The 14,368-nt window shown below is 39.8% G+C and carries 11 protein-coding genes; 3 read left to right on the plus strand and 8 right to left on the minus strand.

Features of this window, described 5'->3' with window-relative positions; translation table 11 throughout:
- Window positions 1–158: 158 nt before the first annotated feature.
- Together ACUR5C_RS14830 and ACUR5C_RS14835 are read left to right on the plus strand one after the other, a co-directional pair.
- Window positions 159–953, plus strand: coding sequence for a hypothetical protein (locus tag ACUR5C_RS14830; RefSeq protein WP_454465955.1), 795 nt, complete (start codon window positions 159–161; stop codon window positions 951–953).
- A gap of 76 nt (window positions 954–1,029) precedes the next feature.
- Window positions 1,030–1,644: a gamma-glutamylcyclotransferase family protein gene (locus ACUR5C_RS14835; RefSeq protein ID WP_454465956.1), complete on the plus strand. Its 615-nt coding sequence runs from the start codon at window positions 1,030–1,032 to the stop codon at window positions 1,642–1,644.
- Between the two features lie 84 nt (window positions 1,645–1,728).
- Here the strand turns inward: ACUR5C_RS14835 and ACUR5C_RS14840 are convergent, their stop codons facing one another.
- From ACUR5C_RS14840 to ACUR5C_RS14865, 6 genes are all read right to left on the minus strand, one after another.
- Window positions 1,729–2,055: a topoisomerase DNA-binding C4 zinc finger domain-containing protein gene (locus ACUR5C_RS14840; protein ID WP_454465957.1), complete on the minus strand. Its 327-nt coding sequence runs from the start codon at window positions 2,053–2,055 to the stop codon at window positions 1,729–1,731.
- A gap of 195 nt (window positions 2,056–2,250) precedes the next feature.
- Window positions 2,251–3,222 carry a GGDEF domain-containing protein gene (locus ACUR5C_RS14845; RefSeq protein WP_454465958.1) on the minus strand — a complete coding sequence of 324 codons (972 nt, stop codon included), beginning with the start codon at window positions 3,220–3,222 and terminating at the stop codon, window positions 2,251–2,253.
- Window positions 3,219–4,289 carry a cobalamin B12-binding domain-containing protein gene (locus ACUR5C_RS14850; protein WP_454465959.1) on the minus strand — a complete coding sequence of 357 codons (1,071 nt, stop codon included), beginning with the start codon at window positions 4,287–4,289 and terminating at the stop codon, window positions 3,219–3,221. Before ACUR5C_RS14850 ends, ACUR5C_RS14845 begins: the two co-directional genes overlap by 4 nt.
- A gap of 6 nt (window positions 4,290–4,295) precedes the next feature.
- Window positions 4,296–4,595 (minus strand): antibiotic biosynthesis monooxygenase family protein, encoded by a 300-nt coding sequence (locus tag ACUR5C_RS14855; RefSeq protein WP_454465960.1) that lies wholly within the window; start codon window positions 4,593–4,595, stop codon window positions 4,296–4,298.
- Between the two features lie 341 nt (window positions 4,596–4,936).
- Window positions 4,937–5,425: a hypothetical protein gene (locus ACUR5C_RS14860; RefSeq protein ID WP_454465961.1), complete on the minus strand. Its 489-nt coding sequence runs from the start codon at window positions 5,423–5,425 to the stop codon at window positions 4,937–4,939.
- 397 nt (window positions 5,426–5,822) lie between these two features.
- Window positions 5,823–6,395, minus strand: a complete 573-nt coding sequence (locus ACUR5C_RS14865; protein ID WP_454465962.1) for a DUF2799 domain-containing protein — start codon at window positions 6,393–6,395, stop codon at window positions 5,823–5,825.
- A 323-nt stretch (window positions 6,396–6,718) separates the two neighbouring features.
- On the opposite strand from ACUR5C_RS14865, the gene ACUR5C_RS14870 reads away from it, so the two are divergent.
- Window positions 6,719–7,696, plus strand: coding sequence for a hypothetical protein (locus tag ACUR5C_RS14870; RefSeq protein WP_454465963.1), 978 nt, complete (start codon window positions 6,719–6,721; stop codon window positions 7,694–7,696).
- A gap of 675 nt (window positions 7,697–8,371) precedes the next feature.
- Here ACUR5C_RS14870 and ACUR5C_RS14875 read toward each other — a convergent pair.
- The gene (locus ACUR5C_RS14875; RefSeq protein ID WP_454465964.1) at window positions 8,372–9,778 is read right to left on the minus strand and encodes a PKD domain-containing protein; all 1,407 of its coding nucleotides are present in this window, start codon (window positions 9,776–9,778) and stop codon (window positions 8,372–8,374) included.
- A gap of 327 nt (window positions 9,779–10,105) precedes the next feature.
- Window positions 10,106–14,128: an ATP-binding protein gene (locus ACUR5C_RS14880; protein ID WP_454465965.1), complete on the minus strand. Its 4,023-nt coding sequence runs from the start codon at window positions 14,126–14,128 to the stop codon at window positions 10,106–10,108.
- Between the last annotated feature and the right edge of the window lie 240 nt (window positions 14,129–14,368).

Genomic DNA, 14,368 nt, shown 5'->3' on the forward strand with positions numbered 1-14,368 from the left:
TTGGCGGAAGATTTTCCATACTGCTCAAATAGGTGTGTCGCTTTTTCAGGCAGACCACTTTTCGCAAAATCAGGCGCTCCCCTTCCATTTTTCAAATTAGCCGTTATAGTAATTAAGGCAAAATGAGAATGGAAATCTGATACTAGGAGAATGAGCCTATGCAAGAAAGCAGTCAAACCAAAGTAAGACAACGCAAACTATATCGCCCTGTGGCACAAAAATTCAATTTCTATTGGGGAAATAGAATTTCTAACCGAGGTAACAATATTATAAAAATAATTTCAACAGCTTTAGAGTCCTTCGAGTTTCCCGGTGAAGCGCAATTACAGCAGCAGCTAACCGAACAAACACTACCGCAGTCCACTCCTAAAAAACATAAAATTGAAGCTATTGCTAACGCGCTTATTATTGCTTCTGTAAAACATGTGAAGTCTGAATTACATCGCCTTGAGATTAGTGATTTTATTCATGATAAAACCGTACAAAATTTAGCGCGAACCGAGCAAAAACTAGCGCAATTAATTCTCGACTTAAATAGTCAATGGGAGACTATCACTCGAGTTACTTATCCATTATGGCGCGGCGCCGATGTGGAGTTTACCATTGGCGATTATAGTTATAAGGAAAACGGCAGTAAAACTGTGGTCACACTCCCCCAAGATCTCGCACATAGAGTCAGTCACCTTTACATCTTAATCCGCGACATTTGCTCTGATAGCTATAATTATATGTCTAAGTACCAATTATTCGGCGTACCCGCTGAAGCAATTGGCGCACTACTAAATTCCCCTCAACTACCGTCAGATAAAACCCTACTTATCCAAGCAGCCACAAGTGCAAAAGACTTAGTAAGCGAATGGCAAGCGAATGCTCTGCGGCGTTATCAATTTGAAAAAAACTGGATTGAATCTTTTTTAAACTCACCAACCGAGCCTATTCAAAGTTTCGACTAACTTTACAGCAAGATCACAATTGCGTTAATCAGCTTCTTGAATTGGATTAAATCGATATCAGCTATTAGGGGTGACTATGCCAGTAATAAAAAATGAACAAGAATATACAGCTTGCTTAAGGCAAGTATTAGCGATGAAAAAGCACCAGCGAACACCACAGCAAGAAATTGAGTTTCAAGCCTTGGTCAAAAATGTATTGGAATATGAAGATGTGGTGCATAACCAAAGCGCCATTAGTGAAATACAATCACAATGGGACTGGGAAAAATACGGAGATATTCAGCCCAAGAATTATTATGACGGTTGGTGTGACGTGACCTGGCTAGACTATTTTGATAAGTTCGTAGCGGTTTATGGCAGTCTAAAACGAAACTTACCCAATCATGGGCTACTGCGCAGTGCGGAGTTTATTGACACTTTTAAAACCCTACCGCAATTTACTTTATTAGACTTAACTCATTTCCCAGGTGCGATTGAAAATGGCAGTACAGCAATTACTATTGAAATTTATGAAATATCTCCCGAAATTTTGGCACAGCTAGATGCGCTAGAAGGTCACCCGACTTTTTACAAGCGGCGCAAAGTGGGTATTCCAAACTTTGGGCAAGCGTGGTTTTATGTACTATCTGATGAGTTTTTAAGTGAGAATCCAGCCGAAGAATTCAAAGTTGTTGAGTCTGGAGAATGGTAATAATTAATATTATTTTACTATTGATTAGACAAATCCTAATGACCCTGTATCGATCGAGGACGCCATTGACTTACCCCTGTAAGACTAAGACATTACCACATTCCGACATTTAGGAAAATTTGAACACCCAAAAAATTTCTGTCCTTTATTCTTTCCGCGTTTAGCTTCTCGCTCTAGCATCTCGCCACCACATTTCTGGCATATTTTACCGTTAGGGCGCGCTGCATTTTTCTGCTGTAGGATCTCTTTTACATGCTTAACATGCTCTCTATTAGTTTTAATAGACTGAGCTAAGCGACCTGACTGAATACTTTGAATAATACTCACAACTTCAGCTTGACTAAGAATTGGTGCTTTTTTAGATTTTATATAGTCAACATACCCTTTAGCATAGGTAACGTTTTCTGGCATTTTAGTTTTAAATTCACTATCACCGTCAAAAATAATAAGAGAAAAAATTAAAGAAAAAGCTTTTCGGCGGTCAAACTGAAACTCGGGTAAGATTCAATTTCATATTTAAGTGACACAGGGTTCTTTCTAGATTTTTCCAATAATTGACTAGGCCATCAATTACAGCGCTAAGGTGATAGTTGGATTATTTTCTGATTAACAGGCTTTTGAAACAACTCTATTTCTACCGTTTTTCTTAGCTTCATATAAACATAAATCGGAGCGTTTAACCATATCTTGTATAGTATCACCTGGCTGTAACTCCGTAATACCGAAACTCGCAGTAATAGGCTGATCTATCGAATCATAAATTTGCTGGCTAAACACTTCTCTTATTCGGTCAACAACAATCTGTGCCTGCAATAGATCAGTATGTGGCAACAGAAAAATAAACTCCTCTCCTCCAACACGTGCAACAAAGTCGGTAGCACGCTTTGAACTGTTCATAACGTTTGCGAATCCACAGATCACTTCATCTCCCACGTCATGCCCATAGGTATCATTGACCTGCTTAAATAAATCAATATCTCCCATTGCTAAACACAGAGGTTGAACGAGTCGCTGGTGGCGTTTTAGTTCTTCTTCCGAACGTTTTTCAAAATGTCGCCGATTTGGAATACCTGTCATCGAATCAGTTAAAAGCATCTCTTCTATTTTGGCTTCTTTACGTTTTAAATTCCGATTGGCTTTTACTAAGTCTCTTTGAGACTGAGCTAACTCGTTGTTTAACTCGACGACACTCGCGCTTAGCTTTTCAAGATCTGCAATGTCGTGTTCGCCAATAAGCAATAGTCCTCCAGAGTACCGATACACAGCAGCATTGATTGAACGGCAGCTAATGTTAATTTCACCCACATTCATGATCCCTTGATAGACGGGTAGTTCCAAATCATTGGAATGAACATTTAAAAAATCTGAAAAAACTGGTTGTATGAAGTAATCTCTAACATTCCAATTTTGTTGAGGAATATCAGTCTGATTAACGAGAAACAGAAAGCCCAAATTGCAATCAATTAAAAACCCTTGTTCATCAATCAATGCTGCGACTGTCGACTGAAGATTCTTCAATAGTTTAGGAATTTTCACCGGTTGACTGGATGCTTTACTATCCAAGAATAAATCGTTCATTTAATATCATCCTGAACAGCCTTTGCATCTTGATAAAAAGCATCAATCTGAAGCTTAGAACTAATATTTTTATGCTGATTTAAAGCCAACCCCCCCACCACCACAGAAGGAACTTTAGGACCCAATTCCGAGTGTAATTGGTCTAGAAGGCTTCGTAACTCAACAACTTGAGGAGGCAGGCTAATTGATAAAGCTAAAACATCTGGTTGTTCCAGATCGACCTGCTGCAAAATTGAACTACAAGGGGTGTCAGCACCTAAAAAAGTGGAGTCCCAACCTGCTACTTCAAATGTATCGCTAATCATTCTCAATCCTAAAGCGTGATGATTCCCTTCTATACAAGCGCACAAAATATGTTTATCAACAGGCGCTTTGAAATCTGCAGTAATAAAACCTCTTGCCAAAACATTTTGTGATATAGCGGTTGCCAAATGCTCTTGGGCAACGGTTATTTTGTTTTCCTGCCATAACTGTCCAATTTGATACATAGCAGGTTGCACAATTTCTACACTAGCATCAGTTAACGATAGGTCGTAATTCAGTTGTTCTGCAAATACTGCTTCGGCATTTTTTCTATCACCGCAAACCAGTGCTTTAGTATATTCAGGCGTTGACGATATAGTGCTGTTAGTATCTGCAAGAAAGGTGCTTGGATTAACGCTATCGTCACAAAATACCGATATACCGGCATCTAAGACAGCAACGACCACTGGTTTGTCCGTTCCTACTACTCGCTTTAAAATTGAAGCTTTCATTAACTCGAACGAATCTTTCGGATGCTGTAAAGACATATTTCGACTAACCAGCACTCCTTTTAACCAAAATGAATAATTCCTAAAAATACTAGGCAGCGCGGTAATCATCGCACTTAAAAGAAAACGATAGTGGTGCTGTAAATCTGCTTGGCACATCTTTTTAATTCGAGCAGGATCGCCTTTATAACACTCTGGATGGAGCGAGAAATAACCATTCGTTACCTCGGTACTAACTTCATCTTCGGCTAATTGAAGCGCTTTGAGACCATCTAAAGACAAAGGCACAAGTCCATCTTTGTTTGAATAAGACATAGGTCCTCACTCAGTAAACAAGTTGTAGTAAGTAATCTCAGTACTTCTTGGGATAAGTTTTAATCCTTTAGGTATCTGCTTATGAGCTGCCTTATAGGTATGGCCCCGATACCAATGTTTCCAACTTGCTTGATCCTGCCAATAGGTCACTAAAATGAACTCCTGTGGTCTATCAATAGGGTTCATTACTTCCATCCTAATATATCCTGGTGCGTCATCGACTAGATGAGGGCGATTGATAAAAGAGTTTTTAACTTCCGCTTCCATGCCATTTGAAACAACGAATTTACTTTTTGCGACAAACATTTACACCTCTCTTTTGACCGATGAAAAAGCCCTCGATAAATGATAAGCTTTTCATTCGTGTCAACTCACAACCTAATTTTTATTAAATGGGTGGTGGAGCGCCGTGGTATTCTTTGAATAACCTACTAGGTGGTAGTCCTTTGAATGACCTGCTTAGTAACCTGCTTAGAGTATAGTTGAAAATTGAAAAAGTTCTAAAACTCCACAGTTACCTTTTGCTTGAGTCAGGTTTAGCAATGGTTGGGAATAAAAAAACCTTTAAGAATTAGATATTTAATAAGTCAAGAGAAGAATCAAAGATTTCTAGCTGAAAACTAGGTTCGGCCTGGCCGCTTACCTTACTATCGCTGAATTTTATCCGGTGTAAATCGAAGAATGACCTCTTCAGGTAGCAACAAATCATGTACCCAATCACCCTTTTGGCGTACCCAAATTGCCTCTACTTTATTCAGCTTTTGGCCATCATAAATTCCACTCCATATGAGTTTGTCACCGCTTTGACCCGGCATTATAGATGTGAAATAAAGTAACTCATCAATCAGTTTAACCGTATAATTGGCCGGCGCATAATCCATTGCCTGCTCCGTATTTTTCTCGCTGGCAACTCTCCAAGTTAACAAGCCATCAGAAAATAATATTGTCCCTTTAACGCGAAACAATCCATAAACACCTTTAGCTCTTATTTTACCGTCAAAAATTTTAGAGTCTAAGCTTAACTTAGAACTCACTGACACAGGTTTATTATGTTCACTCGAACTAGCACACCAGGAGGACAAAATCAGCATCATTAATAGTATGCCAATCTGCATTCTAGAAATATTTCTTTTCACATGATCACCCCTAAAATTGTTACTGACTTTTGCGGATAAACTGAATATTAGAAAGCTTAAAAATGAAGCAACTAAACTACGCCTATAAGGACTAACATACCAAACTTGTAGGTCAGATTACATCTTCTTAAATAAACGTGAGAAAAATCCTTAGAGTGATTATTTAAGTAAGGAAATTGGGCTTGCAAAGATAGATAACGAAGGCATCCAAACGCTTTAGAGATGTTAATCAATATGTTGCACTGGTCAGAACCCGTCCTGTGTCAACGTGCAAAAATGACCGCATAAACAGCTCTTCAAGACTATAACAAAAGGATAGTCTAATATATTTTTAATCTATGCTACGGGTTGCTAGTTTCAGTCTTGCGCGATAAAAATTGTTTTTTGGCTTAATATTTTAATACGACCAACCATTTTCTCGTGCTTTCCCAAGTAAAATTGTCGACTCATAAATCAATCTATCAATCTCACTTTTGAAAATATCTGCCTGACGAATAAGCGCCATTTTGTCTTCTTGACTCAAGCCACTATTTTCTGCAATGGCTCTTTTTTCAAGGCTATTTTTTTTATCCACCAACGTTTTCATTTCCAGTTGAAGACGAAAATAGTCTGCCCCAGCAGCATAAGCGTTAAAAAAATCACCTTCTAGGTCAGCCTGACAAAAATTAGAATACGGGGTGCCTTCAGTGCCGCGTCGCCAGCCATTACGAGAAGTACAATAGTTGCGTAGGCCTTGTTCATAGCCTTGATGATATTGCGCTTGATTTACCGTAATATTATACTCGCTACATGCATCGTAATGCGCATCAATACGACTACCTTTTGCTAAATAACCGTCATCAAAGCCAACTTGATACCAATTTGCAGTATGACACTGCCCTTCACTCATCGAAGCACAACCAGTTAGGGTAATCAGAAGTCCTACCGCAACACAAGCCGATACCAAATAGAGCAAGAGATTTTTTCCCATAAAAAGCCTCGATTGATTTAAATATTTTATCGCTAAAATAATAGTGCAAAAATATTCAAAGTAAGATTTTTTAACAAGCTAGCGCGTAAGGAAAAAAAAAGCAACTTTCAACTAATGATTCTTGTACGTCAAGCTCATTTTTAATCATTTATTACCCCCCCTCATTTTAATTAATTGAATGTTATGTACAGTTCAGTTAACATCGAGTGAAAATTCTATAATAATATACTCGTCAATCCAGCATTACCTTTCCTCGCAGCTAACTACTCTGTAGCTAAGAGTAAATTGTTTCTCTGGTAATACGAGCCCATCAGGAGGAATAAATGAAACACGTTCAATCATTTTTCAGTATAATTTTGAGTTGTCTGCTCGTGAGTTTAATCGGTTGCTCTACTGCAAGTATAGACCGCAGCCAAAAGCAGCCTTTGTTACTGGTCGATTCAGAAATTAATGCCGTCAAGAAAGTGGCTTTGGTAAACGTTTTCTCCAACCGCTATCCAATGAATTGGGAGACCAAAAAATCTCGCGATGCAGGTGCATCTCTCGGACAAATTGCTGGAATGTTAGGAGGTGATACATCTACCTCATCAGCGCCAGAAGAGAACACCCTAGTTGCTGAGAGAATTAACGAGTATACTTTTACTAAAATTCAACGCGAGTTTCAGCAGCAATTTGGCTGGCAGTTTAGTTCAACGGAAGAAGTAGCTAACGCAGTAACTAATATTCCTGCGGATATGGCTCTTTCCGAAGAAACCGTGCTAAAAAACGAATTAACCAAAGCGCGCACAAGCATGCTGCCAGCAGATGCAAAAATGGAAGCCATTCGACAAGCAGAAAAAAACTATCGGCAGGCCACAAAAAGCGTCAAGATAAAAAATCCTGTGTCTTATCCTGGACCTGTCCCGCTACTGGTCATCAATAGAGAACAAAAAGAAGCCGCGAGAATACAACTTGCGAGTATCGCTAGAGAGATGAATGTTGATGCTGTAATGGCAATCTGCGTCTACCTATTAGAAAAAGACAGCGATTCATTGATTGGGCTGTCAGGAAAAAAACCAGCCGTCGCGATTAATATGATAATGGTCGATAGCAATGGTAAAGCGCTAGTCTTAGCCAATAAATTTAAACCTGGTAAGAGCCGCATATGGCTTAGTAGAGAAAATTCTTCGCAACTAGGATTTCTAAATAGTTCTGCAGAAAATAAAGCTGAGTCATTTAACTTATACCAGGGCGCTATTGATGCAGCACTCGAAGAGCATAAAATAGAACTTGCCAACTTACTCGCAGTAAAACAAAGCTAACCAACTTGCTAGAAGCCGCGCTAGAAAGCGCGGCTTAACAACTTGCAAACGACAATATGAGCTCCGCACTCTTTTATTCAGAATTTTGCCTTATCAAAACCCGGATGTCTGTTTTTAACTTCCTCGCTGTCTTTACTAGCGAGCAGTGCTTACTGTTTCAATGATTGCTACCCAGCTGTGATGGTTAATCAGGATCGCAGATCGGGCCAACTCAACTTAATGATTTAAAATAGCGGCTTAGGCTTCATCGTTCCGTTATTTTCAGCTAGGCAGATCTAAAAAACGAAGTTAAAATCGCGATCGGAATCAGGTAATAAAGTACAGTCGAAACTTGACTAATTAAGGGTGTAAAATCGTTTGTTAAACCGCCTTGTTTAAACTTACGTAATAAATTGGCGCTAAATTAATGATAAAAACACTAGAGTTGCTAGCCTATATTGGATTATACGCGGATGAGTATCAGTAGTCTCTTTGATAAGATCTGAGACAATTGACTCTTGAGACATTTGATTCTTGAGAAAATTGATTATTGTTCCTAATTTTAGGCGTGGTGGTTTAATTGATGCTCAAACAAATTGTTGCCACGGTAAATAAAGCTTGAGAGTTGCACTGAATTATATGAATTATATGAATAAAGAAATGCTCGCCTAAACGAGCATTTCTTAGCGTCTAAAGTTAATTGTCTGCTTGATGATAAAAGCGATAATCAACACTGTCATGAAGCATCTTAAATGAACGAGTGTCACTGTTAGTTGGCATACCTAAAATATAAATTTCAGGATAAGACCGGTATCCATATTCCCAATTACCACTAGAGGGATTGTACGCAGATTGATAAAGTATGCTGTTTGAATTAGCTTTTGATACATACAATCGATAAAAACTTCCATCATGCAGCATTGCCCAACGATCCCAATCAGCGTCCGCTGGCACGCCCGTGATATATAACTCTCCTCTAAAGCTTATGTCTCCACTGTTAGGCTCGTATTCAAAGTAATACATCGTAGTAGGTTCGGATTCTTTTTTCATGAATATATACAGCGCTCCGATTGCTTCTACATAAGTAGCGGCAATACCGCCATCAACATCGCTTGGAACATTGGTTATATTAAGTTCACCGGCGGAATTGTGGCCCCATTCATATTTTTGGGTCTGTGGATTATAACCAAACTGATAGACTCGATTATTACTATCTTCAGCCATCATAAATAAAAATGTCTGATTACTACCTGCTCCGTACATTGCCCATCTAGACCAGTCAGCGTCAGCGGGTACACCGGTAACTTCCATATTTGGAATAGAACGGTGTCCATATTCATAGTTTGGGGTTCCTGTTACCGCAGCAGCCTGATTCAAACTCAAGCGCGCATTAGCAACAATTTGTACAGAATCTGTTGCGTAGCTGCCCTCATTGTCGGTTACTTCTAACTCGAAAGTCACTGTTACCCGTTGGCTCAAATTCGGAACCGTTACACTTGTCTCTGCAGAGTTTGGACTTGAAATATCAAAATTGACATTACCACTTGTTTGTCTCCATCGATAAGTCACTATTTCACCATCAGTATCCGAACCCGAACCCGTTAAAGTAAATTCAGATTGCTCCCAAACACTGCTATTAGAACCAGCATTTGCTGTTGGCGCAGTATTGACTGGCGTAACAGTAATTACTAGCGTGTCGCTGGCTGTTGCACCGTCGTCGTCAGTCACTGTAAAAGTAAAATAAAGATCTTCTGGCTCGGTTCGTGTTGGAGCCATAAAAGTGGCTGATGAGGTATCGCTACCATTTAAACTCACACTAGTGCCGCTGGTTTGAGTCCATTGGTAACTAGCAATGCTACCGTCAGAGTCACTTGCTGTTCCGGTGATAGTGACCGAGCTTTGTTCACTAACGGCTCTATCTGAACCCGCATCGGCCTGCGGTGGTTGATTAACGGCTACCGGTGGCTCGACAGGCTGGGGAGTTTCATCACCACCACCGCCTCCGCCGCCACAGCCTGATATCGCCAAACAAAGAATTGCGAAAACAATTATTTGCGATTCTCTAAAGACTAAATTGAGCTTAACTTTTTCTATTCCGTTCATTTTAACTTTCCTCTTTTTAAAGTGCTAAACTTCAAGATTTTGAATTTAAAGTAGCTATTACAACGCTGCGATATCGCAGATTGAAATACTGCAAGCAACTTAAAGGTAAACGCAAAGAGGCCAACGCCATTCTTTACCAATTACCTTAGGGCAATCAATTTACCTTGGGGCAAACAATAGCTAAATTCGGTCTGAACGGTGTTGTGACCTATGGCCAAAAGTTTTACTTTTCTGGCCAATCGGCAATAAAAGAGTGCAAAGAAGAATGCAATAGATTAGCTGAAAGCCTTATATAATAAGGCTTAGCATGAATTACAGGTAAGTTGTTTATGGTAAAGCCTTTCTATTGGCTTTAGAAGGTGGGATCCCAAAGTGCTTTTTAAAAGCCCGAGAAAAATAAGCCAAACTTTCATAACCCACCGCATAAGCAATTTCACTCACGCTATGATTAGTTCCCTCTATCAATTCAAAAGCATTTTGCATTCTGACTTGAGTAATAAATTTTCCCACTGATTGGTTTAGTTCTTGTTGGCATTTTCGGCTTAGTGAGCGCCGGCTAAGCGCTAAAGAACGGGCGAGTTCATCAATTGAAAATTCAGGTTCAGTAATTTGTGATTCTATCGCCGCACGAAGTCTTACTTCGAAAGGAATTTCCTGATTACAAGATTGTTGAGCTTGTGCTATTTCTAACTTTATTTTTCTTTTTAACTTCTTTCGACTATTAATTATTCCCGCGGCTCGAACAATCAGCTCTGCCGTATCAAAAGGTTTGGTTAGGTAATCGTCGGCGCCGGTCTGGATCCCCTCGACGGTTTCCCTTTTGGTCGATTTTGCGGTTAGTAATATTATTGGGATAAAGCTGGTTGAAGGGCAAGCCTTTAATTCCTGCACCATTTGCAGGCCATCTTTTATTGGCATCATAATATCAGAAATGATTAAATCCGGAAGTTCCGACTTGGCTCTACTCAGTCCCTCTTGCCCGTTACTCGCTTGAATAATTCGATAATAACTTGAAAGCCTTAACGCGATAAAATGCCTCAGTTCACTATTGTCATCAACGATGAGCAAAGTTGTGATATCTTCTTTGTCCTGATCAATACTTTGCGCATTGTTATTTTCGCTGCTAACAAGCTGAGCAGGTAAACTGTAAGACTTTTCACTTTTTATAACCAGCTCGTTGCTAGAGTGGAATCTTGTGTTAATTTTCTCACCAAAGTGTTCGTAGCCTTTGCGCAGCCATAATATAAAGCTGCAACCTTGCCCGGGTTGATTAATAAGTTCAACCTCACCCTGATGCAAAGCAATGAGCTCTTTAACTAAAGACAAGCCAATTCCGGTGCCAGGTTCGGAAATTTCTTCAGACTGTTTTTCTTGGTAAAAGCGCTCAAATATTTTCTGTTCCGCTTGCTGGCTAACGCCTACTCCGTTATCACTAACCTGAATACCGACTCGCTCACTAGCGCTATCTTCTACTAGCTGCACTTTTATCTCGCTCCCTGCGCCACTATATTTAATGGCATTAGAAATTAAATTTCCGACACACTTATCTATCTGATCTTGATCACAATAAACCAAGTTGGGATCAGCAACATTTTTACAACAAATAGTTTGCTGATGCTGCTCTGCCCAAGGAACGAACCGCTTAGTGACTCTGTTGACGAGCTCTGCAATATCGTATTGATTAATGTTTAACGGGAACTGCCCAGATTCTAGTCGGTTAATGTCAAGCACCTGGCCGATTAGGTCTAGCATTTTTCTGGAGTTTCTTAAGGCGGTTTCTACGGGGAAACTAATTTCTTCTTCTAAATTTGGTTTCTGACTAAGTAAGTCCTGAAGCGGCATAATGGTTAGCGTAAGCGGGGTACGAAACTCATGTGATACATTGGAAAAAAACCGGTCTTTAAGGATCTGCTGCTGTTTAAGTTGCTCCACCTTAGCTTTAACTTCACTGGTTCTTAAAGCCACACGCTGTTCGAGTTCTTGGTTAAGCTTGGCTAACTTTTTGGTACGCAGTCGTTGTGTAATCCAGCCACTTAAACCTAACAATAATGCGAGTATCAGTGCATACACAAATAACGCAAGGCCGCTCAAATACCAAGGAGGTTGTACTGCAAAGGGCAACTCTGTGGTCGAAATTCTGCCCCATCCATCTTTAGACTGTAATACAAATCGGTAGTCGGCCCCGGATAATTCAGTATAATCTTTGTGTTGTTCGTACAACCACCGTGACCATTCTTCTTGTTTACTACCAATCAGTTTATGCCGATACATGGCGGGATTAGCATTAGTATTTTCGGCGAGAGCGTAGCTGATTCGAATCGAGTTGTTTGCTTGAGTCAATTGAAAAGGCGTGCTGCTTGAATGAGCGGTAATAAGCGTTTGTTCGGAATCGAGTGTTTCTACACTGCGAATATTTAGCCAACCCTTGGCAGGCAAAGACGCTAACAATTCAACATCTAATCGATAAATATTACCCGAAGTCGATAAAAACCAAGCGATATTATCACCCGTGGTAATCACCCCACGATAACCATTTTTGGGTAGTGATTTAAATATCTGTTCATTGGTGTGCCATTCACCATTTTCTCGCCTTTCAATAAACCCTGAATGCTCTCCTATGTTGTACCAAATGCGTTGCTTGTGATCTTCATATAAATGTCGAACCGCGTTGCCTTTTTTAGTAAAAAGAGCGGGATAGTTTGCAACGCTTTTTAGTGGAGGATCTCTGTCTGCTGCATAATCTAACAACCCGTCGTTGCTACCAATGACTAACCCAGAAGATAAATAATGTGGAACCACATCATTCGCTCCGAGGCCATCGGCGCTAGTAAATTTCTTAATAATGGGTGGTTTGTTGGGAAACTGCGCATTTTCTATGCGGTACAATTCTTGAGTTTCAGTGCCCGCCCATACCACGCCTTGTTTATCGATACTTAATATCCTAATTTCATCTTCAAGTTCGGCTAACTTTTGGCTGCGCCACTCTCCTTGTTGATAGTCAATTAATAAAATTCCATCGAGCGTTGCGGCAAACAGCCGCTGGCTAACAGGATCAATATGTAAATCTCTCGCGACAAAAGCAGTACCTAACTTTTGAAGTTTTTCGTCAAGCTTTCCCGAGTCATATTTTTGCGCAAAAATTCCCTGTTCGCCGGCATGAATTAAGTGACCTTGATATTCTAAAAAATCCCATTTCGCGCCGTATGAAGTTGTAAGCTTTTTAAAAACAGCCGGCGCAAGTGGATCTGCGGCTGGCTCTAGTTGAAACAATCCGTGTGCGGCTATGGCCACTTTTTGTTGGAGCAAGCCTATTTTATTTGGCAGCATAATTTTTTGGTCGGATTGATATTGACTTATTTTATGAGGTGGAACCATCTTGACAATATTAGGCGCTCCCGAAAGCCAAATATTTCCTTGTGAGTCTTCGAGAAGCGAATAAATTTTATTACTACCTAGCCCATGGTCTTCTGTGTATTGCTTTACTGGCTGTAGGTTCTTGTCGAGAATAAAAAGTCCATGACTTAAAGTTGCTAAATAATAATAACCATCGCTCGCTTTTATCGCATGATAAAATCTAACCTTTTTATCAAATGACGAGCTTTGAACGCGCAGCTCTAACTTGTTGCTATTGCTACTCTGTTGAAAAATTCCGTCTCTAGAGGTTATTACCACCAGCTTTTTTTGATGGTTAAGTGTGATCAAGCGAGGCACAGCAGACTTTGGAAGCAGCCAATCGGTTTTAACCACATTTAACTGAGGTGAAATTTTGTATAAGTGTGGATCCTCTTTAGCTTTGTAAATAAAACCATCGTTAACGGCAAAAATGCGGTGAATTCCAGGTGCCGCTTGTTGGATCTGTTTGACTGACTTTCCGTCCCAAAAAAGGACCAATTTACGGCTTACAAAAATAACCCCATGTTGGTTAGACGCAATTGCCCATATTTGGCCAAAGCTTCGCTTCTCGGGTGACCAGTCGGTTAGCAAAGATTGATAAGTTAAAACGCCTTGTTGGTTATGATCATAAAAACCAATATCATCGGTAGTGCCTACATATATCCGGCCATCTTTCCATTGAGTTAGTGAGCGAATCAGGGTTTTATTTGGTGTAGGGTAATATCGCCATTTTTCCCCATCCCATTCGGTTAAACCATTCCCTGTACCACTATAAATAAGACCGTTTTTTCCTTCAGTTAACCACCAGTTTTGTCCGGTGCCTTTGTGAGTTTTTTGGTCGAAGACTTCCGCAAGTGGAATACCAATTTCGGCATAGTTACTTGATAGTATGGGAGAGCTTATGGCGAGGCAGAAAACTAAAAGAAATGATTTAACTAAGCCGCTTTTTTTAAGCATTATTATAACAACAATCCATATTATTATTTTTAGTGACTCTGATAGTAACCTGTGAAGAGAATTAAATAAACACCTTTTAAAAATTAACGTTTTAAGCATATGAGGCAGCTATTGCTAAAAACAGCTAGCGCCACCATCAATCTCGTATCGCAATATCTTTATGTGAGATTTAAGCTGGATTTTTTATTCGTGGGCTTTTTATCAATGGTTTTTTTCAATGGGCTTTTTATCAAAGAATGA

Source organism: Aliikangiella aequoris (genome assembly GCF_053709105.1).